This is a genomic window from Arthrobacter sp. Y3224055 (genome assembly GCF_059090825.1).
In genome coordinates this window covers 1-23,196 of the sequence record NZ_JBNHGB010000003.1, presented here as the reverse complement: position 1 = coordinate 23,196, position 23,196 = coordinate 1, and the positions used below count along the sequence as shown (strand labels likewise).

General features: G+C 69.1%; 25 protein-coding genes. 12 read left to right on the top strand and 13 right to left on the bottom strand.

Annotated elements, in window-relative coordinates:
• Positions 1–39: 39 nt before the first annotated feature.
• Together AC5RTY_RS08310 and AC5RTY_RS08305 are read right to left on the bottom strand one after the other, a co-directional pair.
• On the bottom strand, positions 40–156 hold the full coding sequence (locus AC5RTY_RS08310; protein WP_494110069.1) for a putative transporter small subunit: 117 nt from the start codon (positions 154–156) through the stop codon (positions 40–42).
• Positions 153–1,016 (bottom strand): PHP domain-containing protein, encoded by an 864-nt coding sequence (locus AC5RTY_RS08305; protein WP_494110070.1) that lies wholly within the window; start codon positions 1,014–1,016, stop codon positions 153–155. The genes AC5RTY_RS08310 and AC5RTY_RS08305 overlap by 4 nt, the downstream gene beginning before the upstream one ends.
• Before the next feature lie 75 nt (positions 1,017–1,091).
• On the opposite strand from AC5RTY_RS08305, the gene AC5RTY_RS08300 reads away from it, so the two are divergent.
• Complete coding sequence (locus AC5RTY_RS08300; RefSeq protein WP_494139358.1) at positions 1,092–2,663, top strand: aminopeptidase P family protein; 1,572 nt, start codon at positions 1,092–1,094, stop codon at positions 2,661–2,663.
• 159 nt (positions 2,664–2,822) lie between these two features.
• Here AC5RTY_RS08300 and AC5RTY_RS08295 read toward each other — a convergent pair whose 3' ends face one another.
• Positions 2,823–3,797, bottom strand: coding sequence for a YflT domain-containing protein (locus AC5RTY_RS08295; RefSeq protein WP_494139357.1), 975 nt, complete (start codon positions 3,795–3,797; stop codon positions 2,823–2,825).
• A gap of 164 nt (positions 3,798–3,961) precedes the next feature.
• On the opposite strand from AC5RTY_RS08295, the gene AC5RTY_RS08290 reads away from it, so the two are divergent.
• Genes AC5RTY_RS08290 through AC5RTY_RS08280 form a run of 3 tightly spaced genes read left to right on the top strand, consistent with a single transcriptional unit; the run spans position 3,962 to position 6,986 of the window.
• Positions 3,962–5,239 (top strand): magnesium transporter MgtE N-terminal domain-containing protein, encoded by a 1,278-nt coding sequence (locus tag AC5RTY_RS08290; RefSeq protein WP_494000284.1) that lies wholly within the window; start codon positions 3,962–3,964, stop codon positions 5,237–5,239.
• Positions 5,232–5,831 (top strand): DUF1003 domain-containing protein, encoded by a 600-nt coding sequence (locus AC5RTY_RS08285; RefSeq protein ID WP_494000285.1) that lies wholly within the window; start codon positions 5,232–5,234, stop codon positions 5,829–5,831. The genes AC5RTY_RS08290 and AC5RTY_RS08285 overlap by 8 nt, the downstream gene beginning before the upstream one ends.
• 3 nt (positions 5,832–5,834) lie before the next feature.
• Positions 5,835–6,986: an Mrp/NBP35 family ATP-binding protein gene (locus AC5RTY_RS08280; RefSeq protein ID WP_494074161.1), complete on the top strand. Its 1,152-nt coding sequence runs from the start codon at positions 5,835–5,837 to the stop codon at positions 6,984–6,986.
• 60 nt (positions 6,987–7,046) lie between these two features.
• On the opposite strand, the gene AC5RTY_RS08275 is transcribed toward AC5RTY_RS08280, so the two are convergent.
• The 3 genes from AC5RTY_RS08275 to sigE are packed head-to-tail and all read right to left on the bottom strand — an operon-like array spanning position 7,047 to position 9,222.
• A complete protein-coding gene (locus AC5RTY_RS08275; RefSeq protein ID WP_494049660.1) occupies positions 7,047–7,469 on the bottom strand; it encodes a twin-arginine translocase TatA/TatE family subunit in 423 nt (140 codons plus the stop codon).
• A 29-nt stretch (positions 7,470–7,498) separates the two neighbouring features.
• Entirely contained in the window at positions 7,499–8,611 is a 1,113-nt protein-coding gene (locus AC5RTY_RS08270) for an anti-sigma factor family protein (RefSeq protein ID WP_494139356.1), read from the bottom strand.
• Positions 8,612–8,619: 8 nt separating this feature from the next.
• A complete protein-coding gene (gene sigE, locus AC5RTY_RS08265; protein WP_494000289.1) occupies positions 8,620–9,222 on the bottom strand; it encodes an RNA polymerase sigma factor SigE in 603 nt (200 codons plus the stop codon).
• Between the two features lie 298 nt (positions 9,223–9,520).
• Between sigE and AC5RTY_RS08260 the strand changes: the two genes are divergently transcribed.
• On the top strand, positions 9,521–10,153 hold the full coding sequence (locus tag AC5RTY_RS08260) for an O-methyltransferase (protein ID WP_494139355.1): 633 nt from the start codon (positions 9,521–9,523) through the stop codon (positions 10,151–10,153).
• Between the two features lie 52 nt (positions 10,154–10,205).
• Here AC5RTY_RS08260 and AC5RTY_RS08255 read toward each other — a convergent pair whose 3' ends face one another.
• From AC5RTY_RS08255 to AC5RTY_RS08235, 5 genes are all read right to left on the bottom strand, one after another.
• Positions 10,206–11,807, bottom strand: a complete 1,602-nt coding sequence (locus AC5RTY_RS08255; protein WP_494139354.1) for a leucyl aminopeptidase family protein — start codon at positions 11,805–11,807, stop codon at positions 10,206–10,208.
• A 12-nt stretch (positions 11,808–11,819) separates the two neighbouring features.
• Entirely contained in the window at positions 11,820–11,999 is a 180-nt protein-coding gene (locus tag AC5RTY_RS08250; RefSeq protein WP_493979326.1) for a DUF3117 domain-containing protein, read from the bottom strand.
• Between the two features lie 174 nt (positions 12,000–12,173).
• Positions 12,174–13,418, bottom strand: coding sequence for a hypothetical protein (locus AC5RTY_RS08245; protein ID WP_494022625.1), 1,245 nt, complete (start codon positions 13,416–13,418; stop codon positions 12,174–12,176).
• Positions 13,415–13,807: a DivIVA domain-containing protein gene (locus AC5RTY_RS08240; RefSeq protein WP_494012570.1), complete on the bottom strand. Its 393-nt coding sequence runs from the start codon at positions 13,805–13,807 to the stop codon at positions 13,415–13,417. Before AC5RTY_RS08240 ends, AC5RTY_RS08245 begins: the two co-directional genes overlap by 4 nt.
• A 34-nt stretch (positions 13,808–13,841) precedes the next feature.
• Positions 13,842–14,624 carry an LOG family protein gene (locus tag AC5RTY_RS08235; RefSeq protein ID WP_494000294.1) on the bottom strand — a complete coding sequence of 261 codons (783 nt, stop codon included), beginning with the start codon at positions 14,622–14,624 and terminating at the stop codon, positions 13,842–13,844.
• A 163-nt stretch (positions 14,625–14,787) separates the two neighbouring features.
• On the opposite strand from AC5RTY_RS08235, the gene AC5RTY_RS08230 reads away from it, so the two are divergent.
• The 4 genes from AC5RTY_RS08230 (at position 14,788) to AC5RTY_RS08215 (ending at position 18,136) form a co-directional block, all read left to right on the top strand.
• Positions 14,788–15,606, top strand: a complete 819-nt coding sequence (locus AC5RTY_RS08230) for an amino acid ABC transporter ATP-binding protein (protein ID WP_494000295.1) — start codon at positions 14,788–14,790, stop codon at positions 15,604–15,606.
• A gap of 52 nt (positions 15,607–15,658) precedes the next feature.
• On the top strand, positions 15,659–16,513 hold the full coding sequence (locus AC5RTY_RS08225; RefSeq protein WP_494139353.1) for a glutamate ABC transporter substrate-binding protein: 855 nt from the start codon (positions 15,659–15,661) through the stop codon (positions 16,511–16,513).
• A gap of 67 nt (positions 16,514–16,580) precedes the next feature.
• Positions 16,581–17,276, top strand: coding sequence for an amino acid ABC transporter permease (locus AC5RTY_RS08220; protein ID WP_494000297.1), 696 nt, complete (start codon positions 16,581–16,583; stop codon positions 17,274–17,276).
• A complete protein-coding gene (locus AC5RTY_RS08215; RefSeq protein WP_494049653.1) occupies positions 17,273–18,136 on the top strand; it encodes an amino acid ABC transporter permease in 864 nt (287 codons plus the stop codon). The genes AC5RTY_RS08220 and AC5RTY_RS08215 overlap by 4 nt, the downstream gene beginning before the upstream one ends.
• A gap of 95 nt (positions 18,137–18,231) precedes the next feature.
• On the opposite strand, the gene dapE is transcribed toward AC5RTY_RS08215, so the two are convergent.
• Positions 18,232–19,320: a succinyl-diaminopimelate desuccinylase gene (gene dapE / locus AC5RTY_RS08210; RefSeq protein WP_494139352.1), complete on the bottom strand. Its 1,089-nt coding sequence runs from the start codon at positions 19,318–19,320 to the stop codon at positions 18,232–18,234.
• A gap of 74 nt (positions 19,321–19,394) precedes the next feature.
• On the opposite strand from dapE, the gene dapD reads away from it, so the two are divergent.
• Positions 19,395–20,366, top strand: coding sequence for a 2,3,4,5-tetrahydropyridine-2,6-dicarboxylate N-succinyltransferase (gene dapD, locus AC5RTY_RS08205; RefSeq protein WP_494075554.1), 972 nt, complete (start codon positions 19,395–19,397; stop codon positions 20,364–20,366).
• Positions 20,367–20,386: 20 nt separating this feature from the next.
• Entirely contained in the window at positions 20,387–21,247 is an 861-nt protein-coding gene (locus AC5RTY_RS08200; RefSeq protein WP_494139351.1) for a hypothetical protein, read from the top strand.
• Between the two features lie 14 nt (positions 21,248–21,261).
• Here the strand turns inward: AC5RTY_RS08200 and AC5RTY_RS08195 are convergent, their stop codons facing one another.
• Positions 21,262–21,873 (bottom strand): hypothetical protein, encoded by a 612-nt coding sequence (locus tag AC5RTY_RS08195; RefSeq protein ID WP_494074155.1) that lies wholly within the window; start codon positions 21,871–21,873, stop codon positions 21,262–21,264.
• 189 nt (positions 21,874–22,062) lie between these two features.
• Between AC5RTY_RS08195 and galE the strand changes: the two genes are divergently transcribed.
• A complete protein-coding gene (gene galE, locus AC5RTY_RS08190) occupies positions 22,063–23,076 on the top strand; it encodes a UDP-glucose 4-epimerase GalE (protein WP_494012578.1) in 1,014 nt (337 codons plus the stop codon).
• Positions 23,077–23,196 lie beyond the last annotated feature (120 nt).

The following is a 23,196-nucleotide window of genomic DNA, read 5'->3' as shown; positions in this document are numbered from 1 at the left end:
CCCGCGCCCCGCCGTCGTTGTGGTGTCCCGGGGCGGCGGCTAGATGATGCCGCGGCCCTCCCGGCCCGCCTGAGCCCACTTCTTGAAGAAGCCGCGGGCAATGACGTACAGGGTTGCGGCCACAATGACCGGCCAGACGAGGACGTAAAGCGTCACCGGGCGATGCGGCCGGGAAGGTGCGCCGCAGCGCCCGTCCCGGCGGCGAGGATGCGGTCCAGCATGGCCGGGTCGGTGGTGTTTTCGCCCAGCCGGTTCGGCTTGCCCGCGCCGTGGTAATCGCTGGAACCCGTGACTATCAGATCGTGCTTGGCGGCCAGCCGGCGCAGCTGTTCCCTGCCCTCTTCCGGGTTGTCCCGGTGATCGATTTCCACCCCGGCCAGCCCCGCGTCGAGCATCTCGCGGACGACGGCATCGCCGACCACCCGGCCCCTGCTGCTGGCCACAGGATGGGCAAAGACCGGCACTCCCCCCGCCTCGCGCACCAGGGCGACGGCGGTGGCCGGGTCGGGCGCGTAGTGCGACACGTAGTAGCGCGAGTGGGCGGTCAGGATCCGGGCGAAGGCCTCGCTGCGGTCAGACACGACCCCCGCCGCCACCAATGCGTCGGCGATGTGCGGCCGGCCGATGGTCGCCCCGTGCCCGGCCCGGGCCGTGACCTCTGCCCAAGAGATGGGGAAGTCCTCGGCGAGCAGTTCCACCATCCGTTCGGCCCGGGTCCTCCGCGCGTCGCGGGCCTTGTTGATTTCGGCCAGCAGGCCGGGGTGGGCTGGATCGTGGAGATAGGAGAGCACATGAACGCTGATGCCCTCCACGGTCCGGCACGTGACCTCCATGCCGGGCACAAACCCGAGGCCTGCCTCGACGGCGGCGGTTCGTGCCGCTTCCCAGCCGGCAGTGGAGTCATGGTCGGTCAGCGCCACGACGTCAAGACCGGCGGCTGCGGCGGCACGCACCACCTCGGCGGGCGGTTCGGTGCCGTCGGAAACCGTGGAATGCGCGTGCAGGTCGATCATCACAGAACTAATTTACGCCAGGAGCCCCTGCCGGGCGCCGATGTTGGCAGCGCCTTGGGCCGGTGAGACGATGGACCGGTGAGTACTTACCAGAATGAGGACGCCTCACAGCAGCCTGCCGGGGAGCAGCCGCTGGAAGACCGCGTCAACAACCGTTCCCAGCGCCCGGAATCGGATGCCTTCAAGGAGTTCATGGGCAGCCATTGGGCTCCGGCCGGCTCGTCCGCACCGGAGCAGGAAGCCGTCGCACCCTACGCCGCGCGCCGCCGTAGGGCTCTCTCGGAGCACTTCCACGGCGAACGCCTGGTCATTCCGGCCGGCCCGCTGAAGGTCCGCTCCAATGACACCGACTACCGCTTCCGCCCGCATTCGGGCTTCGCCCACCTCACGGGCCTGGGCCTGGACCATGAGCCGGACGCCGTGCTGGTCATGGAACCCACCGAGGCGGGATCTGGAGACGACGGCGGCCACCACCGGGCCACGCTGTACTTCCGCCCCATGTCCGGCCGGGATTCCGCCGAGTTCTACGCCAACGCGCGGTACGGCGAGTTCTGGATCGGTCCCCGGCCCACGCTGGAGGAGCTGAGCCGCCGATTGGGCCTGCCCACCGCCGACCTGGGCGAACTCGAGGTCGCCATCACCAAGGATGCCGGCGTCGTCCATGTGGGCGGCATGCGCATCCGGCTGCTGCGTGAGGTCGACCTGAACGTGGACGCCCTCGTGGACACCTCCCGGATCAACACCGGCGTGGACCTGGAGGAATCAGACCGGCTCGACGGCAAGCTCTCCGAAGCGCTGTCCGAACTGCGCCTGCTCAAGGACGAGTGGGAAGTCCAGGAGATGAAGAAGGCCGTGGAGGCCACGGTGAACGGCTTTCACGAGGTGGTCAAGGTGCTGCCTCGCGCGCTGACGCACGAGCGGGGCGAACGCGTGGTGGAGGGCGCGTTTTTTGCCCGGGCACGCGAAGAAGGCAACGACCTGGGCTACGACACCATCGCCGCCAGCGGCAACAACGCAACCATCCTGCACTGGATCCGCAACAACGGGCAGGTGAAGGCCGGAGACCTGCTGCTGCTGGACGCAGGCGTGGAAGCCGACTCCCTGTACACCGCGGACGTAACCCGCACGCTGCCGGTCAACGGCACGTTCACCGAGGTCCAGCGCAGGATCTACCAGGCGGTACTCGATGCCGCCGACGCCGGTTTTGCCGCCGCGCAGCCGGGCGTGAAGTTCCGTGACGTGCACACCGCCGCCGTGACCGTGCTCGCCGAGCGGCTGGACGAGTGGGGCCTGTTGCCGGTTCCCCTGGCCGAGGCGCTCTCCCCCGAGGGCCAGCACCACCGGCGCTGGATGCCGCACGGCACCAGCCATCACCTTGGCCTGGACGTCCATGACTGTGCGCAGGCGAAGCGCGAGCTGTACCTGGACGGCGTGCTCACCCCGGGCATGGTGTTCACGATCGAGCCCGGACTCTATTTCAAGGACGAAGACCTGTCCGTTCCGGCCGAATACCGCGGCATCGGGGTGCGGATCGAGGACGACATCCTGATGACCGCCGACGGCCCCGTGAACCTGTCGGCGGCCCTGCCGCGCAAGCCCGAGGACGTGGAGTCCTGGATGGCCGGCATCTACGGCACGTCAGGGGAATAGCGCCCCCGGCAGCCGTGGCCGGAGCAACGCCAGGGAAGGGATCCGCCGTCTGCGACGGCGGATCCCTTCCCGTTTATGGTGCGTGCATGGTGCGGGGCCTCGCACGGTGCCCGTTCGTCGTGCGGGCGGTTCATCCTGCGGGGCGCCGGTGGCGTGCGGCTAGGTGCCGGGCCGGTCGTTGTCGTTGAAGGAGTCCGGGTTCCCCTCGCCGGCCCGAGGGCCGGCCGGCTGGCTCCCGCCGGTCGGCGTGCCGCCGTCGGGCTCGGAGACGCCGGCCTGCGGGCCGGCGCCGTTCTGGGGCCCGTCGGCCTGCTGGCTGGAGCCGTTCTGGGGCTCGCCGGCCTGCTGGGGCTGGGCGGGCTCCGGAGTAACGCGGATTCCGTACTGCGGGCGGCCGTCGGGCAGGTCCGGAAAGCGCCCGCGCACGGGCTGGCCCGGCACCCCGGGCTGGACCGCGTCGGGCGGGCCGGGCTGGGGCTGCTGTCCTTGGACGCCGCCCTGGCGGTACGGGTCCTCGCCCCACTGGGCCGGTCGCTCCGGGGCCTGCGGCTGCTGGCCCGCAGGAGGCTGCGGGCCATAGCCGGCAGGCGGCTGCGGCCCGACGGGCGACTGCCCGTGGTTTGCCGGGCGGCCGGGAACCGCGGTCCCGGCCATCGGCAGCTGCGCGGCCAACCGCCGGGCCTCGTGTGCCACCTCGGTGGAGACCACCACGTCATAGCTGGTGGCGATCACCTGGTTGGTGGAGGTGAAGTCCCGCTTGCCGCGCTGCAGTGCGTAGGAAATGATGCCGAAGAGCATCCAGAAGGCCGCGCCCATGGCCATCGACGAGATCAGCAGCACAAAGGTTTCGCCGCCACCGAAGAGCATCAGCAGCAAGCCGACGAACAGGCCGAACCAGGCGCCGGTGGCCGCGCCGGAGAGGGCAACCCGGGGATAGCTGAGCTTGCCGGTCACCCGCTCGACGGTCTTCAGGTCGTTGCCGACGATGGTCACGTGCTGGACGGGGAATTCCTCGTCCGCGAGGTAGTCCACCACTTTCTGGGCATCCAGATACGAGCGGTAGTTTCCGATCAACTCGCCCTGCGGAAGGGTACGGCTGGGGTCCCGGGAATCTGTACGGCCAAGCATCGACATACCCCCATTGTCGCTGATATACGCAACCGGTGGTTTGGGTATCGCTTCAGGTGAACGTGGGAACCGCCGCGCTGCCTTAGCCTCCGCCAGTGCGGCGGCCGGGAGCAAGGCAAAGCCGGCCCGCCAAATCCCGGATTTCCGGGCCCAGCACGTAGCCTAAAGGGGTGAGCACAAAAACCAACCGCGTCTTCGTAGCCCGGCTGCTCGGCCTGGACGTCTTCGACCCGCTCGGAGACCGCCTGGGCCGGCTGCGCGACGTCGTCGTCCTCGACTACGGCCCCGCCAAGCCGCCCCTGGTGGTCGGCCTGGTGGTCGAGGTCCCCGGCAAGAAACGCGTGTTCGTCCCCATGACCCGGATCACCTCGATCACCGCCGGGCAGGTCATCTGCACCGGGCTGGTCAACCTGCGCCGGTTCGAGCAGCGCGGCGCCGAGACCCTGGTGGTCGCCGAGATGTTCGACCGCCGCGTCACGCTCGCCGACGGCAGCGGCGACGCCACCATCCTGGACATCGGCATGGAACAGTCCCGCGACGGCGACTGGTATGTGTCCCAGCTCTTCGTCCGGCGCGGCCATTCGACGTCGCCGCTGCGCAGCCTGCGCCGCAACGAAACACTGATCGTGGACTGGCACGAGGCCTACCAGGGCGCCAGGCACGAACCGCAGGCGGCCACTACTTTCGTGGCCAGCCACGAGGACCTCAAGCCCGCCGACTTCGCCGAGGCACTGCACGAGATGACCCAGAAGCGCCGGCTGGAAGTCGCGAGCGAGCTGCAGGACGACCGTCTGGCGGATGTGCTCCAGGAGCTGCCGGACGACGACCAGGTGCAGATCCTCACGTCGCTGGATGCCGAACGCGCCGCCGTCGTGCTGGAGGAGATGGATCCCGACGACGCCGCCGACCTGCTGGCCGAGCTGCCCGAGGAGCAGAAGGAAGAACTGCTGCAGCTGATGGAGCCGGAAGAAGCAAAGGACGTCCGCCGCCTGCTGGAGTATGAGGAAAACACCGCCGGTTCCATGATGACCCCGGTGCCGGTGATCCTGCCCCCGGAAGCCACGGTCGCCGAGGCCCTGGCGCATGTGCGCCGCGAAGAGCTCACGCCGGCCTTGGCGTCGGCCATCTTCGTCTGCCGGCCGCCGCTGGAGACCCCCACCGGGAAATACCTGGGCGTGGTCCACATCCAGCAGCTGCTGCGCTACCCGCCGCCGGAGGCGCTGGGCAACATCGTGGATACCGATCTGGAGCCGGTGCTGGACCAGGCCGATGTCAGCGACGTGGCCCGCACCCTGGCAACCTACAATCTGAATGCCCTGGCAGTGGTCAACAGCTCCGGCCGGCTGGTCGGAGCCGTGACCGTTGACGACGTGCTGGACCATTTGCTGCCCGACGACTGGCGGGCGCAGGACGACTCCCCCGTAAGCGGAGGTGGACGCTTTGGCTGAAAAGGCAGACCGGAAAATCAAGGTCGCGGGACTGGACACCCCGCGGGAGACCCGTACGCGCCTGCTGGTCCGGTTGCGGCCGAACCCCGATTATTTCGGCAAGGCCACGGAGTCCTTCGCCCGTTTCATGGGCACCCCGCAGTTCCTGATGTGGATGTCGGTCTTCTGTGCGCTCTGGCTGGCCTGGAACACGTTCGGACCCGCACACCTGCGCTTCGACAGCGCCGCGCTGGGCTTCACCGCGTTGACCCTGATGCTCTCGCTGCAGGCCTCCTACGCCGCTCCGCTGCTGCTGTTGGCGCAGAACCGCCAGGACGACCGGGACAAGGTCTCGCTGCAGCAGGACCGCCAGCGGGCCGAACGCAATCTGGCGGACACCGAGTACCTGACCCGCGAACTGGCCGCGCTGCGGATCGCCATCCGCGAAGTGGCCACGCGTGACTTCGTCCGGAGCGAGCTGCGCTCGGTGCTGGAAGAACTGTTGGACGACGAGTCCGCGGACGAACGCCGCCGCGGCCGGCGCCGTTCCTCCGATGCCACCACCTCGCTGCCCAAGCTGCCGCCCGTCCAACACGGCGGCCAGGAGAACTGATGCATGACTGATCCACACCCGTCGCAACACCCGGACCCGGCCTCCGTACGGCGCGCACTGGGAACCGTGATCGATCCGGAGCTGCGCCGGCCCCTCGCGGAGCTGGGCATGCTCAAGGACGTCCGGATTGACGACGCCGGACGGGTCACCGTCGGCGTGCTGCTCACCATCTCGGGCTGCCCGCTGCGCGGCACCATCACCGCCGACATCGAGCACGCCCTGGCTGCCGTCCCGGGCGTTTCCGGGGTGGCGGTGGAGCTGGACGTGATGACGCCGCAGCAGCGCGACGCGCTCAAGGAGCAGCTGCGCGGTGCCGGCCGCGGCAATCCGTTCGCCGATCCGTCCTCGCTCACCCGCATCTATGCCGTGGCGAGCGGCAAGGGCGGGGTGGGCAAGTCGAGCGTCACCGTCAACCTCGCGTGCGCCATGGCCGCCCAGGGTTTGCGCGTGGGCATCATCGACGCCGATGTCTACGGTTTCTCGGTTCCCGGGCTGCTGGGCATCACGCAGGCTCCCACCCGGGTGGACGAGATGATCCTGCCGCCGGTGGCCTACGGCGTGAAGGTCATCTCGATCGGCATGTTCGTCTCAGGCAACCAGCCGGTGGCCTGGCGCGGTCCCATGCTGCACCGGGCCCTGGAGCAGTTCCTCACCGACGTCTATTTCGGCGACCTGGATGCACTGTTCCTGGACCTGCCTCCGGGCACCGGGGACGTGGCGATCTCGGTGGCGCAGCTGCTCCCGTCCTCGCAGATCCTGGTGGTGACCACCCCGCAGGGCGCCGCGGCGGAGGTGGCGGAACGCGCCGGCGCCATCGCCGCGCAGACCGGGCAGCAGGTGGCGGGAGTCATCGAGAACATGTCCTGGCTGGCGCTGCCGGACGGATCCAGGATGGAAGTCTTCGGCTCCGGCGGCGGAACTGCCGTCGCCGGGCGTCTCTCCGCCGTGCTGGAGAAGCCGGTACCGCTGCTGGGAAGCATCCCGCTGGAGCCACGGCTGCGCGCCGGCGGCGACGCCGGCCGACCGATCGTCCTGGACGAGGCGGACGCCTCCGTGGCCGGCAGCTCCGCGGCCGAACTGCGGCGGATTGCGGCCGACTTGGCGGCGCGTCCGCGTGGCCTGGCCGGACGCACGCTGGGCGTCACCCCCCGCTAGGGCCTCAGCCGGGAAACGCCCGTGCGCAACGGCGCGCCGGTGGCTAATGCGCCCCGGAGGTCAGGTCGCCTCGGTATCGAACGGCGCTGCCTCACCCGGGGCCAGCTGCGCGCGCGACGCGGCCGCCGCCCGCGCCGGCGCCCGCGAACCGGTTGACACGGCCGTGCCTGCCGCGGTCGCGGCTGCTGCCGCGACAGCCGGCGCCGCCGGCGCAGGACGCGGCGCCTCGTCGTCGTCCAACAGGGCTTCCTTGATGATGCGCCGAGGGTCGTATTGCCGCGGATCAAGCTTGCGCCAGTCCATGTCGACGATGTCGTCGCCGACTTCTTCGCGCAGCTGTTCCTTGGCACCGGCGGCCATGGTCTTCAGCTGTTTGACGAACCTGGCCAGCTGCGCGGCGTATTCGGGCAACCGCTCAGGTCCGAGGATCACCACGGCAAGAATTGCCAGGATGATCAGTTCTGAGCCGTTGATTCCAAACACGATTGAAGGTTACCCGTTCGCCGGGCCGGTCAGCCACTTGGCGGGCTGACCATCATGCCCAGTCCGCGGACGATCCGGCTGAACGGATCGTCGGCAGGGGACGGCATCGGCAGCTTCAGGCGGGAGTTCTCCGACAGCACCACGTGGCTGACCGTCTCCGGCATCTCGGCCAGCGGGAGGTCGGACCACAACGTGTACGTCACCTCGTCGGAGTGGAGCACCACGGTCCAGTCCTCGCCGCCGCGCACCCACACCGCGCGGTCCAGCCCGGCCACTTCCCGGAAGCCGTCCTTGGTCACGGGATGGCCCGTGGCCGCATTCACCGGCGGCGCGGGGTCCGCCACCCGGGCCGTTCCGCCGGCGCTGCCGTCTCCGCGCCGTTGCTCGGTGACCGTCACCCGGTGGCTGCCGTCGCCGAGCTCGAGCCTGACGGCAGGCTGCCCGTCCACGACGGTCTGTTCCGCGCTCTGCAGGCGGTAGCCGAGCCCGGGCAGCAGCGGGCAGGTCCAGCCGCCGCGCCGCAGCTCCTCGAGTGCCGCGCCGTCCAGGGCGATCGGACGGGCGGTGCCTGCATCGGCGGCCACCGGCACCCAGGCCGTCCCGGTGGCAAGGCCGCGGCCGGCGTCCGCCGGCCCGGTCTCGCCGCCCAGGACGAAGGCCGCGGACAGCGTCAGCACGGCGCAGCCGGCCAGGACCCCGCCGGCAACCGCCAGCGCGCGCCTGGCCGGCCTGCGCGCGGGCAACGCCTCCGCCGCGGCACCGGCGGCGGCGTCAGGAAGGGCGGCGGCGGGAGGGAGGGCGGCGGGCGGGAGGCCGCCGGCGGCACCGGCGGGCGCGGGGGTGCGCCCGCCCGCGGGTACGCCGGGGTTCCGGTCTTCCGCGGTGCCGGAAGTTTCGAGGCCGAGCGGGGGCCCGGCCGGTCCGGCGGCCCCGGGCCGGCTGCAGCGCAGCAACCGCGCGGTCAGGTTGTCGTCAGGGGGCGGCACGTCCAGCGAGCGCAGGCGGTCCTGGATCTGGCGGAATTCGTCGACGCTCTTGCGGCACCGCCGGCAGCGTTGAAGATGGCGTTCAAGGGCCGGGCGGCGATCATCGGAGAGTTCGCCGTCCAGGTACTCCGCCAGCTCTCTTTCCGGGTGGAGCATTGCAGCGATCAGTGGGCTCCGGCGATGCGCGGCAGTTTCAGGCGCGGGCGTTCGGCAGGATCCCGGTGCGCCAGCTTTTCCCGAAGCATGGTCCGGCCACGGTGGATCCGCGAGCGGACGGTGCCAAGCTTGACGCCAAGGGCCGCGGAGACCTCGTCATAGGACAGCCCCTCCAGGTCGCAGAGCACCACCGCGGCGCGGAAGTCCGGCGGCAGCTCTTCCAGCGCGGCCTGGACATCGATGTCCAGGTTGTTGAATTCGAAGCTGCGCTCGGGGCCGGGATCCTTGCCGGGCAGCCGGGCTTCGGCTTCGTCGCTCAGTCCATCGAACCGAATCCGGCTCTTGCGCCGGGCCTGGTCCAGGAAGAGGTTGGTGGTGATCCGGTGGAGCCAGCCGTCCAGCGTGCCGGGCTTGAAGTTGTCCAGTGACCGGAAGACGCGGACAAAGACTTCCTGGGTGAGGTCTTCGGCGTCGTACCGGTTTCCCGTGAGCCTGAAGGCCAAGCGGTAGACCTTGGCGGAGTGGTTGCTCACCACTTCTTCCCACGTCGGAGCGACCCACTGATCGTTGCCGGCCGCGGCGTTCGACGCGGCGTCCTGTAGCTTCGTCATTATCGTGCCCCTTCGTCGGACCGCCCGCGGCCGCCCACCTCCTGGGGGTCCGGGAATGCGGCTGCGTGCTGCCGGTCTGGCTTTCGGCGTCCCGGGTATCCATCTTGGCCCAAAAGACTGGGAGAATTCTGTAAACCGGCTGCACAAAGACCGCTAAGCCCGGTCCCCGTCTGACCCGGCCGGCGGCAGCGTGTCCCGGCCCCGGGGCACGCGCCTGAACCCGCCACCTGTGGCAGTAGGCTTGGCACTGCGGCCCTGTGCCGTTTTCCCGCAAAAGCTGAAGAGAAAGCGATGTTTCATGAGTGCCGACAAGCAGACGAGTTGGTCCTACACGGAGGGGCTCCCTGCCGAGGATGACGTCTTGCTTCGGGCCCGTGAGCGTTCCCAGGAACTGGGCGTTGCCGCCGTCGGCAGGGGGGTCGGCGCGGCCCTGACCGTCCTCGCCGCGGGCACCAAGGCGCAGACGGTGGTGGAAATCGGTTCCGGCGCCGGTGTCTCCGGGGTCTGCCTCCTGCGCGGACTGCCGCCGGCCGCGGTGCTGACCACCATCGATGCGGACGTCGATCATCTGCGTGCGGCACGCCAGTCCTTCGTCGATGCCGGCATTCCGGGCAACCGCACCCGCACCATCTCCGGCCGCGCGGCCGACGTGCTGCCCCGGCTGACCGACAACGCCTACGACCTCGTCTTCGTCGATGCGGACAAGCCCTCATATCCGCTGTACGTGGAGCAAGCGGTCCGGCTGCTCAAGCGCGGCGGCATGCTGATTGTCAACGACGCTCTGGACCACGACCGGGTCTCGGATCCGGCCATCCGCGAAGAATCCACCACCACGCTGCGCAAGGTCGGCAAGGCCATCCGGGAAAACGACCAACTGCTGTCCACCATCCTGCCGACCGGCGAGGGACTGCTGCTGGCCGTCAAACGCTGACCGACCCGCGGCGCCCTGCCCGCGGGCCGCCGGGCCACCCGCCGGCCCGGTGCTAGCCGCGGTAGGAGCGCAGGAAGGACAGCAGCAGCCGGGCACCGTACCCGGTGGCGCCCTTCGTGACCTCGGCCCGGTCGGAGTCTGCCCGGGCGGGGCCGGCGATGTCCAGATGGATCCACGGAAGGGCGCCGGTGAATTCGCGCAGGAACAGCGCTGCAGTGATCGATCCCCCGCCGACCTTCGACCGCTGGGACGCGATATGCGAGATGTCGGCGATGCCGGATTCCAACGCGAAGCCGTATTCGGCCGCCACCTCGTCCAGCGGCATGTGCCAGACCCGCTCCCCGGTTGCCTCCCCCGCGGCTTCGAACGCGCGCACCAGGGACCGCCGGGTGCCGTACAGTGCCGCATGCTGCCTGCCCAGCCCCAGGGACGCCGCGCCGGTGAGGGTAGCGATATCCACCAGGACGTCAGGCTGCAGCCGGGCGGCGGCGTAGGAGAGGCCGTCGGCCAGCACCATGCGCCCCTCCGCATCCGTGTTGCCGATCTCTACGGTTGTGCCGTCGTGGACGGTCACCACGTCGCCGGGCCGGTAGGCGTCGGCGCCGATGGCGTTCTCGGCCAGGGCGAGCAGGCCCGTGACACGGTGCGGAACGCGCAGCTCCGCCGCAGCGGCCAGCACCGCCAGCACGACGCCGGCGCCCGCCATGTCGGTCTTCATCGGCAGCATCGGCTCCCGCGGCTTGAGCGACAGCCCGCCGGTGTCGAAGGTGACGCCCTTGCCGACGATGACAACGTGCCTGGTGTTCTCGCCGGCCTGTGCGGGCGTGTAGTCCAGCTGGACCAGCCTGGGCGGAGTCGGGGAGGCCGAGCCCACCGCCAGCAGACCGCCGAACCCTCCGGCAGCCAGCTGATGCTCGTCCCACGTGCGGATGCCCAGGCCGCGGGCCGCGGCGAGGCGCGCGGCCTGGCCGGCCATCCACTCCGGGCTCTTCACGTTGGACGGCATGTTTGCCAGGTCCCGTGCCAGCCACGTGGCCCGGGCGCCGGCGGCGGCCGTTGCGGCCGTCCCCGCCGCGGTTCCGGTCAGTTCCAGCACCGCGGCCATCGGCTTGGGCGCGGCGGACGTCCCGGCGCGCGGCGGCCGGTAGCCGCCCAGCAGGAACCCCTCGATGAAGGCCTGTTGCAGCCCTTCGGGCAGTCCGTCGACGGCGCTGCTGCGCACCCGGTCGGTGCCCATCGTCGCCCTGGCCAGGGCGGCTCCGGCCTTGCGCAGCTCCGCCGCGCTGCCACTGCCCAGCCCAATCAAGATCAAACGCTCCGGCAGCCGGGCGGAGCCTGGCGGCGCCGGCACCGCCAGCACTTCGCCGGCCTTACCGGCAATCCCGTGGACCTCTGCCAAGGCCGCCACGTCGGCGCCAAAGTCGGCTGCCGCCTCGGCGGCACCCTGGCGCGGCTGCGGCGTGGCCCGCTCAACGTTGGCCTCGCCTTCAGCAATGGGGACCGCCAGCACCGTGACATCCCCGGCGCCCTCGGCCGGAGACCGTCCGCGGCCGAGGGCCGGAAGGGCTTGGACGCGCGCCATCTGCGGTTCAACCAGGGCCTGCTCCAGATGACGGGCGGTTTGTTCCTCTGCGGTGGAGGGAACGTGGCTCACAGCAAACGGTTCCTAGCCTGCCACGTCGCTGGTGACGCCGAGCAGGCAGTCCTTGAGGTTGCCGGCTTCTTCGGCGTTCAGTTCGAGCACCAGACGCCCGCCGCCGTCGATGGGCACCCGCAGGATGAGGCTTCGCCCCTCCTTGGTCACTTCCATCGGACCGTCACCGGTACGCGGTTTCATCGCAGCCATCTGGGAATTCCCTTCCGCCATGGGGCAGCCCGATCGGTGATCGCCCTGCCCGCCAACCTCACATCGGCGGCCCTTCAGTTGCCCGGCCGCCATGTCCAACCACTACCCATTATCGCGTACATCACAACCGGGTGCTAATTTGCGCGACACGGGGCGCACCGGCGCCGGCCACCGCTAGGGCGGATAGTCCCCGCCGCCGGGCAGTTCGGCCCAGGACCAGAGCCAGGTCACCCAGACAATCTGCCCGGCCAGGAACATCACTGCCAGGCACGCGCGGTACGCCCGGCTGCGTGATACCAAGGCCGCCGCCAGGGCCAGCGGGAAGAGCGGAAGCAACAGCCGGAAGGTGCTGGTCTGCGGATGCAGAAAGGCAAGCAGGTAGCCCAGGTAGCAGGCGCACCACAGCCTCAGGTCCGCCCCCATCTTCCGGGCAGGCGGGGAGCACAGGACCCCGGCCGCCGCGGCCACCAGCAGCAGCGGGGCGGCCATTCCGCCCAACAGCCCGAAAAGGTTCACGCCCATGTCGAACCACGGCTTGAACAGGATCAGGGCCTCGCCCCGCCAGGCTGTCTCGGTATCGGTGTACGCGGTCATCTCGCCCGTGACCGACCACGCCAGCACCGGCCAGGCGAGGGCCGCGGCACAGCTGACCAGCGCCAGCGCTGCCGCGCGGAGGAATTCCGGGGTCTGCAGCGGATCGGTGCGGCGCTGCCTGATCCGCCACAGCAGGTGAAGGCCGGCGAGCGCCGCGAACGGCACGCCGACCGGCCGGGAGAGGCACATCAGCACGACGACGGGAATCGCCAGCAGGTACTTCCGCCGCACCAGCAGCAGCAGCGCCGCCGCCAGCAGCGCCAAGTTCAGCGATTCGGCGTAGGGCACCTGGAGGATCGGCGAGACCGGAAAGACCGCCACGAAGAACACGGCCCACAGCGCGGTGCCGTGGGGGGCGTAGCGACGGAAAAGTTTGTAGATGAGCAGCACGGCGGCAAAACCGGCGAGGGTCGCAACCAGCGGTGCCAGCAACTGCCACCCCAGCCCGGTGGCCGCCGCCAGGATGCGGACGATGCCGGGGAAAAGCGCGTAGAACGCCCACTGGTTCTCGTCGACCCGCCCGTCCTGGCCGCGGGGAATATCGGCGGGATACCCCTCCCGGTAGACCTGCTCGTACCAGGCGCTGTCCCAGATTCCGATGAAGGACAGATAGTCGGGGTGCGGTCCGGTCCACGGATTCGGCCCCTGCTGGCGTGCCACCGCGAGGAAGACCAGCAGCGAATACACCCGGGAAAGGGCGTAAAGCACGCAGACCTGGACCCACCACGGCCACCCGGAGATCCGTCGGCGCCAGAAGGAAAGCTCCGCGTGCACGGCCTCCCGAAGCACGCGCGTGCGCGGAAGGCGGTCCTGCACCCCCGTCATCCTTCCCGCGCCGGGTGGGCACCGCCGTCGGGCTGCGGCTGTTCGTGGCTCAGTTGCCGGATCAGGCGCTCCTTGGCTCCCAGCTCGGCCCGCAGGACGTCCAGCACTTCGTCCACCTGGTCCATCCGGTAGCCCCGCAGGGCGGTGGAAAACCGGACGCTGTCCAGGTCTTCGGCACGGGGGTGTTCAGGCAGCAAAACCGCCGGCAGCCGCGCCTCATGCTCGCTCAGGCCCTGGAGCGCGGCCACGTGCCCGCGCTCCCATCCGGTGCCGTCACTCTCGCCGCCCGCGCCGGCGGCGGCAGCCTTCCTCCGGCCCCGCCAGCCCGACGCGGCGACAGCGGCCGCACCTGCAACGGCGATGGCAAGGAAAACCAGGAATGCGCTCACAGCACCATCGTGCCAGAGACGACGTCGCGCCGGGTCAAAATCCGGAGCGGGCGGACAGCCCGGAGATGACCTGCTCGACTGCTTCCTCGGCCGTGTCCACCACGCTGACCAGGTCCAGATCGGCCTCCGCGATCATCGCTTCGGCCAGGAGAGTGTTGCGGATCCAGTCGATCAGCGGCGACCAGAATGCCGTGCCCACCAGGACGATCGGGAAGGACGTCACCTTCTTCGTCTGGACCAGCACCATGGCTTCGAACAGCTCGTCGAGCGTGCCAAGCCCGCCGGGGAGCACGATGAACCCCTGCGCGTACTTGACGAACATTGTCTTGCGGGCGAAGAAATACCGGAAGTTGATGCCCAGGTCCACCCAGTTGTTGAGCCCCTGCTCGAACGGCAGTTCGATGCCCAGCCCGACCGAGACGCCGCCGGCCTCGCTGGCGCCCTTATTGGCCGCCTCCATGGAACCGGGGCCGCCGCCGGTGATGACCGCGAAATTATGCCGGACCAGCAGCTGCCCGATCTCCTCGGCGATGGCGTAGTGCTTGCTTCCCTGCCGGGTGCGGGCCGAACCGAACACGCTGATCGCCGGGCCGAGGTCGGCCAGGGTGCCGAACCCTTCGACGAATTCGCTCTGGATCCGCAGCACGCGCCAAGGATCCGTGTGCGTAAATTCCGCCCGGTCCTTGGTGTCCAGCAGGTACTGGTCGGCCTGCGGGATGTCCGCCTGGCTGCGGCGCAGCTCCACCGGCCCCTTGAAACGGGTTTTCGGTGCGCCCGGAAGTTGCGACGGGAGCGGGATGTCTTGCTGGTTTGTCATTTCCCAAGGCTACAGATCCGCCGGCCATCCGTGGCGGTTTCCGCCGTTTCGGTGGCAATTCGGCCCTCACGCGGTCCGGGGCGCAGGTTGCTCTTAAATCACGATTCCGGCGGTTCGGTCGCGAATGCATTGCTTGAAGGGAATCTTTCGCTAGATTCGTTCCATGACCAGTGACGCATCGCACAGTAAAACGCCGCCTGCTGCTCCCGCGGCGGCATCCCGAGCCACGTCCGCCGCGCCGGCGGGTCAGCCGCTGGTGTCCCTGAAGAACGTTAACAAGCACTTCGGATCCCTCCATGTTCTGCAGGACATCAACCTGGAGGTCACCAAGGGCGAAGTGGTGGTCGTGATCGGGCCGTCGGGTTCCGGCAAGTCCACCCTCTGCCGGGCGATCAACCGCCTGGAGACCATCGACGACGGCGAAATCCTGATCGACGGCGAGAAGATGCCGGCCGAGGGCAAGGCCCTGGCCAAGCTGCGGGCCGACGTCGGCATGGTGTTCCAGTCCTTCAACCTTTTTGCCCACAAATCGATCTTGGAGAACGTCACCCTGGGACCGATCAAGGTCAAGGGGATGAAGCAGTCCGAGGCCAAGGAGCTGGCCATGAGCCTGCTCGAGCGCGTCGGCGTGGCCAACCAGTCGCAAAAGCTGCCGGCCCAGCTCTCCGGCGGCCAGCAGCAGCGCGTGGCGATTGCCCGGGCCCTGGCGATGAAACCGAAGGTGATGCTCTTCGACGAGCCCACCTCGGCACTGGATCCGGAAATGATCAACGAAGTGCTCGACACCATGGTGCAGTTGGCCAGCGAAGGCATGACCATGATCGTGGTCACGCACGAGATGGGCTTTGCCCGCAAGGCGGCGGACCGCGTGCTCTTCATGGCCGACGGCCAGATCGTGGAGCAGGCCACCCCGGAAGAATTCTTCACCAACCCGAAGAGCACCCGCGCCAAGGACTTCCTGGGCAAGATCCTCGAACACTGACCCCCACACCTGGCCCTTCACTGACGGAGGGCCGACAACGCAAGGAGAAAACATGCGAAAGACCCGTTATGGAATGGCTGCCATGGCAGCCGGAGCCGCGCTCGTGCTGTCCGCCTGCGGCGGCGGCGGCGGCACAGGCGGCGGAGGCGGCGGCGAGACTGCCGGCGGCGGCGAAGGCATCCGTATCGGCATCAAGTACGACCAGCCGGGCCTGGGCTTTTCCTCCGGCGGCAAGTTCAGCGGCTTCGACGTGGATGTCGCCAAGTACGTGGCCAACGAGCTGGGCTACTCGGAGGACCAGATCGAATTCGTCGAGTCGCCCTCGGCGAACCGCGAAAACATGCTCGCCAACAACCAGGTGGACATGATCTTCGCGACGTACTCCATCACCGACGAGCGCAAGCAGACCGTCGACTTCGCCGGACCGTACTTCGTGGCCGGCCAGGACCTGCTGGTCCGGACCGACGACACCGAAATCACCGGCCCGGATGCGCTTAACGGCAAGAACCTCTGCTCGGTGACCGGCTCCACCTCCGCCCAGCGCATCAAGGACGAGCACGCCGCCGAAGTGAACCTGGTCGAGCGGCCCAGCTACGCAGAGTGCGTGACCGCCATGCAGGGCGGCCAGATCGACGCGGTGACCACCGACGACATCATCCTGGCCGGACTCGCGGCGCAGCCGAACAACGCCGGCAAGTACAAGGTGGTCGGCAACCCGTTCTCGGAGGAGAACTACGGCGTCGGCCTGCCGAAGGGCTCGGAACTCTGCGCGGACATCAACGCAGCCATCAACAAGATGGTCGAGGAAGGTGCCTGGGAAGAAGCCCTCAAGAAGAACACCGAGGGTGTGGATTACTCCTACAACAAGGACCTGAACCCGCCGAAGCCGGGCGAAGCCTGCGCCTAGCACCATCCGTTGTGGGGCGGGGCACTCCCGCCCCACAACATGATCTGCCTCTTCCCACCGAAAGGGGATGGACAGTTTGTCCGAGTATTTCCAGAGCTACCTGACGGCGCTGGAGACCTACGACGTCGTCGGAGCCTTGTGGGTCAATATCCAGCTCGCTTTCTGGGCCGCCCTGGGTTCGTTGGTGCTGGGTACCGTCCTGGCCCTGATGCGCATCTCACCGGTGCCCAGCTTCCGCTGGGCCGGCGCGGCGTACGTCAACGTCTTCCGCAACACGCCGCTGACCATCATCATGGTGTTCTGCATCCTGGTGGCGGTCTTCCAGCTCCAGATGAACCTCTCCGGCGATTTCGACTTCAACTTCTTCCTCTGGGCCATCGTCGGGCTGTCCGTCTACCACGCGGCCTTCGTCTGCGAATCCATTCGCAGCGGAGTCAACACCGTGCCCCTGGGACAGGCCGAGGCCGCCCGCGCCATCGGGCTGAGCTTCCTGCCGGCGGCGCGGATGGTCATCCTGCCCCAGGCCTTCCGGGGTGCCGTGGCGCCGCTGGGCAACACCCTGATCGCCCTGACCAAGAACACCACGGTGGCAACGGCGGCGTCGGTCGCCGAATCCGCCGGGCTGATGAAAACCATGATCGAGTTCCGGCCGGATGTCATCATGGCCATTTTCGCGACCTTCGCCATCGGCTTCGTGATCATCGTGCTGCCGATCGGTCTGGTGACCACTTGGCTCTCCAAGAAACTGGCGGTGTCACGATGAACATCAAGCAGAACGTCCTCTTTGATGCGCCCGGCCCGAAGGCCCGTGCGCGGATCATGGTCACCAACATCATCGGCATCCTGCTCTTCCTCGGCGCGGCGATCTTCGTCATCGTCGGACTGAACGACAAGGGCCAGCTGTCATCCGAGCTGTGGACGCCGTTCCTGACCGGCGAGGTCTGGCAGTTCACCATCCTGCCGGGCCTGATCAACACCTTTAAGGCCGCCGCAGTCTCGATCCTCACGTCCGTGGTCTTCGGGCTGCTCTTCGGCGTGGGCAGGCTCGCCTCGAACGGCCCCCTGCGGTGGCTCTGCGGAGTGATCGTCGAACTCTTGCGGGCTGTCCCGGTGTTGCTGATGATGATTTTCTTCTGGCTCCTGTTCGGGCAGCTGAGAATCGGCACCCCGGCGGACATCCCGTTTTACGCCGTCGTGACGGCCCTGACGCTGTACAACGGATCGGTGATCGCAGAACTGGTCCGCTCCGGCGTGTTCGGCCTGCCCAAGGGCCAGCGTGAAGCCGGGATGGCGATCGGCATGACCCGTGCCCAGTCGTTGCGCAGCATCGAACTGCCGCAGGCCCTGGTGGCCATGCTGCCGGCCCTGGTCAGCCAATTCGTGGTGATCCTGAAGGACTCTGCCCTCGGCTACATCATCACGTACTCCGAGTTGCTGCGGTCGATGCAGATTTACGGCTCCGCCGGTCCGATCCTGCAGTCGCTGACGATTGCGGCCGTCCTCTTCATCGTCGTCAACTTCGCCTTGTCCTGGGTAGCCAACTGGCTCTCCAAGTTCCTGAGCAGCAGGACCGCGGGCGAGACCGCGCCGCTGACCACGCAGCCGATGGCCGTCAAGGTGTGACCGGCTGCCGCTGACCGCCGACAGGGAAGGGGAGGATGCCTGCGCGTCCTCCCCTTCCCTGTTGCCCGGCGGCATCCTCCGGCGCCCCCGGACGGTCAGGCCAGCAGCCAGCGGCGCAGCGCCGCCCGGCACTCGCGGACGGCCTCCGCCGGAACGTGTTCGTTGTCGGTGTGGGCCAGCAACGCGTCGCCGGGGCCGAAGTTGACGGCCGGAATGCCCAGCTCGCTGAACCGAGCCACGTCGGTCCAGCCGTACTTCGGCTTTGGCTCCGCCCCCACGGCGGCGACGAATTCGGCGGCTGCCGGGTGGTCGAGGCCGGGCCGGGCGCCGGCCGCGGCATCCGTGCAGACCACCGTGAAGCCCTCCAGCAGGTTCCGCACGTACAGTTCGGCGTCTGCGGGCGTCTTATCCGGAGCGAACCGGTAATTGATTTCCACCGTGGTGCTGTCGGGGATGATGTTGCCCGCCGTGCCGCCCTTGATCTTCACCGCGTTCAGGCTCTCGCGGTACTCCAGGCCGTCGACCGTGACAGTGGCCGGTTCATGGTCCCGGAGCCGGACCAGGATATCGGCCGCGGCGTGGATAGCGTTGACGCCCCGCCAAGCGCGCGCGGAATGCGCCGCCTGGCCCACCGTGCTCGCTTCGAACCGGGCCGTGCCGTTGCAGCCGCCTTCCACGGTTCCGTCGGTCGGTTCGAGCAGGATGGCGAAGTCGCCCTGCAGCAACTGGGGGTGGTTGCGCACCAGCCGGCCCAGCCCGCTCATCGAAGCATCCACTTCCTCGTGGTCGTAGAAGACGTAGGTGACATCGCGGTTGGGTGCCGCCAGCTCGGCGGCCAGCGCCAGCTGCACCGCTACCCCGCCCTTCATATCGGTGGCGCCGCGCCCGTACAGCACGTCCCCGTCCCACACCGACGGCACGGTTCCGAGGGAGCCGGGCACGGCGGGCAACGGCACGGTGTCGAGGTGGCCGGCCAGGATGACCCGCTCCGGCCGCCCCAGCTGCGTGCGCGCGACGATGGCGTCGCCGTCGCGCAGCACCTTCAGGTGCGGCAGGGCCCGCAGGGCGGCCTCCACGGCGTCGGCCAGGGCGGTCTCGTTGCCGGACACGCTGTCAACGTCGATCAGCGCCGCGGTCAGCTCGGCGACGTCGGCGGTCAAGTCCAGGGCAATGGTGGAAGTCACTCCCCCAGCTTAGCCAGACGCGCCTGCGGCATCCCGGCGTCACCGGCCCCGACGCGCTCGGTAGACTTGCATCCATGACCGCGAGCACCACCGCCACCGCCACTCCCCGCACCGCCCACGGCACCGGGCTGGCCACCGTCACCGACAGCGGCACCGTCCTCGACGTCTGGTATCCGGCGCCGGCGCTGGGCCCTGCCGGCGCCGCCCGGGACGCGGAGACCGGCCTCGAGGCCGACGCCGCGGACAGCGCCGACGCGGACCGCGGCACCCGTCTTGAGGTCCTCACCCGCAGCATCGACCTGGACGCCGCGCCGGCCGACACCGCCGACGCCTACCTCCGGCTGCATCTGCTCTCCCACCGCCTCGTCACCCCCAATTCGCTGAACATGGACGGCATTTTCGGGCAGCTGCCCAACGTGGTCTGGACCAACTTCGGCCCGTGCGCCGTGGACGGTTTCGAAGCGGTCCGCCGCCGGCTGCGCCGCCGCGGCCAGGTGACCGTCTTCGGCGTGGACAAGTTTCCGCGCATGGTGGACTACGTGGTTCCCACCGGCGTGCGGATTGCCGAGGCCGACCGGGTCCGCCTCGGCGCGCACCTGGCCGCCGGCACCACGGTGATGCACGAAGGCTTCGTCAACTTCAACGCCGGCACGCTGGGCACTTCCATGGTGGAGGGCCGCATTTCCGCCGGCGTCATTGTGGCGGACGGGTCCGACGTCGGCGGCGGCGCCTCGATCATGGGCACGCTCTCCGGCGGGGGGAAGGAACGGATCAGCATCGGCGAGCGCGTGCTGCTGGGCGCCAACTCGGGCGTCGGCATCAGCATCGGCGACGACTGCGTGGTCGAGGCCGGCCTCTATGTGACCGCCGGAACCCGGGTCAGCCTGATCGACGTTGCCACCGGGGACCACCGCCAGGTCAAGGCCGTGGAACTCTCCGGCCTGCCCAACCTCCTCTTCCGCCGCAACTCCACCAGCGGCGCAGTGGAAGTCCTGCCGCGCAAGGGCCAGAGCGTGGAGCTCAACGCGGTCCTGCACGCCAACTAGCAGTCCCGGACGGCACCGCCATGTCCCGGCAAGCCCGTGCACGCAGGACACGCAGCCTGCTCAGCCTGATCGTCCTGCTGGCCCTGGTCGGCGGTGCCGCCTACTTCGCCGCCACCTTCATTGACCGTTCCCAAACCCTGGTCCGCGAGCGGTGCACCGCCGTCGTCGGTTCGGACACCTACGAACTGGCACCGGACCAGGCCGCGAACGCCGCGCTCATCTCGGGGATTGCCGTCGGGCGCGGGCTGCCCGCACGCGCCGCGTCGATCGCCCTGGCGACGGCCATCCAGGAGTCGAAGCTGCGCAACATCGATTACGGCGACACGGCCGGTCCCGACTCCCGGGGGCTGTTCCAGCAGCGGCCGTCCCAGGGCTGGGGCACCGAGGAACAAGTGCAGGACCCGGTGTATGCGGCCAACAAGTTCTACGAGGTGCTCGAACAGGTCCCGGGCTACGAGTCCATGCCGGTGACAGACGCGGCCCAGACCGTCCAGCGCAGCGCCTATCCGCTGGCGTACGCGGACCATGAGGCCGAGGCCAAGGCCTTCGCCTCGGCGCTGACCGGGCACTCGCCCGCCGCCCTGAACTGCGTGCTCAAGGATGCCGAGGCAGCCGGCGACCCCGCTGTCGTCCTGGCGCAGCTGGAGGCCGTGCATCCCGGCCTGGACATGGCCGTCGCCGGCCGCGAGGTCCGGGTGGCGGCAGCCGACGAGCGGGGCTGGGCGGTGGCGCAGTGGGCGGTCGCTTCTGCCAAAGGGCTCGACCTTGAGTCGGTGGCCCACGCGGGCCTGAGCTGGCAGCGTGACGACGGCGGCTGGGTCGGCGCCGATACCGACACCGGCTACGTCGTGATCACGGTGGCGCGGGGCCCGGTCGCCTGAACCCCCCGTCGCGGCTAGACGATGAGTTCGACGATCGGCTGAAGGTAACTGCGGAAGGCGCTTTCGTCGTCCAACAGTGTCTGGCACAGCAGCACCCGGTCCGGCTCCACGAACCAGGCACGCGGCTCGCACAGCGGCAGCTCGATGAGCTTCAGCTCGAAGGTGCGCGCGGCGCGGCCGAGCTCCATTTCCCGGTCCTGGACCAGCTCGCGGATCAACCCGTTCGTGCCCTTGGCCTCGCGCTCCTGCGCCAACTTCCCGTACTCGGCCATCCGGGCACGCGCCCAGCTCATCCCGGCGCCGAAGTGGGCCTGCAGCAGCAGCCGCAGCGCGGGGCTGCCGGCGAAGGCGGGAAAGGACGGCGGGGCCAGTTTGGCGGCGTTGCCCGGGCGGTCACGGACCAGGTCCTCCCACCACTTCTCCCATTCGTCCCGCAGCGCCGCCGGGCCGCCGACATGCGCGGTCAGCTGGGTGGGATCGGCGGTGCGGACCGTCGGCAACACCGGCGACACCGCGGGCCGGCCGGCTCCGGCCAGGCCGGCGGCGTCGCGAAGGTAGAGGGCCAGCAGCATATGTCCCGAGGTGTCTGCGGTGATCCGCCACCCCGGCCCGCCCGTCTGGTGCATGCTGTCCGCGTCCTTTCGCTCGGACCGACGACGCAGCTCATCTGCAGTTGCCCCCGCACGCGGGTGCCGCCGGCGGGCATCCCCACTGCCGCCTGTAGCTCAACTCTAGACCTTGCTGTCCAGCCCTTGTACCTGCCCCGCTGCGGGCCGTGGCGGGGTGATCCGGGGTGAGCTACTAAGCTGGTGGGCATGAGAATTCTGGTCACCGGAGGAACCGGCTTCATCGGCTCGCACACCACGCTCGCCCTGCTGGAGGCGGGGCACGACGTGGTGGTGCTCGACAACCTGGCCAATTCCAGCGAGGAGTCGCTGCGCCGCGTCCAGGAGCTGGCCGGCCGGCAGGCACGGTTCCACCAGGCCGACCTGCTGGACGAGGCCGCGCTTAACCGGGTGCTGGAGACAGAGTCCGTGGACGCCGTGATCCACTTTGCCGGCCTGAAGGCCGTCGGCGAGTCCGTTGAAAAACCCCTGCACTACTACCACAACAACGTGGGCGGCACGCTGAACCTGCTCCGCGCGATGGATGCCCACAACGTCCGCACGATCGTGTTCAGTTCCTCGGCCACCGTGTACGGCGCCACCGAGGAGGTGCCGCTGACCGAGAAGCTTCCGCTGGACGCGATTAATCCCTACGGCCGGACCAAGGAACAGATCGAGGACATCCTGTCCGACCTGGGCGACTCCGACCCGCGCTGGCACGTGGCCCTGTTGCGCTACTTCAACCCCGTGGGCGCGCACGAAAGCGGGCGGATCGGCGAAGACCCGACGGGTGTGCCCAACAACCTGCTGCCGTTCGTGGCGCAGGTGGCCGTGGGCCGCCGGGACAAGGTCCGGGTCTTCGGCAGCGACTACCCGACGCCGGACGGTACCGGCGTGCGCGACTACATCCATGTCATGGACCTGGCCGCCGGACACCTGGCGGCCCTGGACTTCATCGCCGGCCGGCCCGGAGTGCGCCGGTGGAACCTGGGCACCGGCAAGGGCTCCTCCGTGCTGGAGGTGCTCGCCGCGTTCGGCAAGGCCGCGGGATTCGACATCCCCTACGAGCTGACCGACCGGCGCCCCGGAGACGCCGCCATCAGCTATGCCGACCCTTCCGCCGCGCTGGCCGAGCTCGGCTGGTCGGCGGTCAAGAACCTCGAGCAGATGTGCGAAGACCACTGGCGCTGGCAGAAGAACAACCCGAACGGCTACGCCGGCTGAAGCAAAACGAACGGCCCCCGGATTGAACTGGGCCCCGAAAGTTGGACTGGCTAAATAAGAGACTAGGCCGCGAGGGCCTGAGCACGGTACTGCACCGGGCTTAGGCCCTCGAGCTTTGTC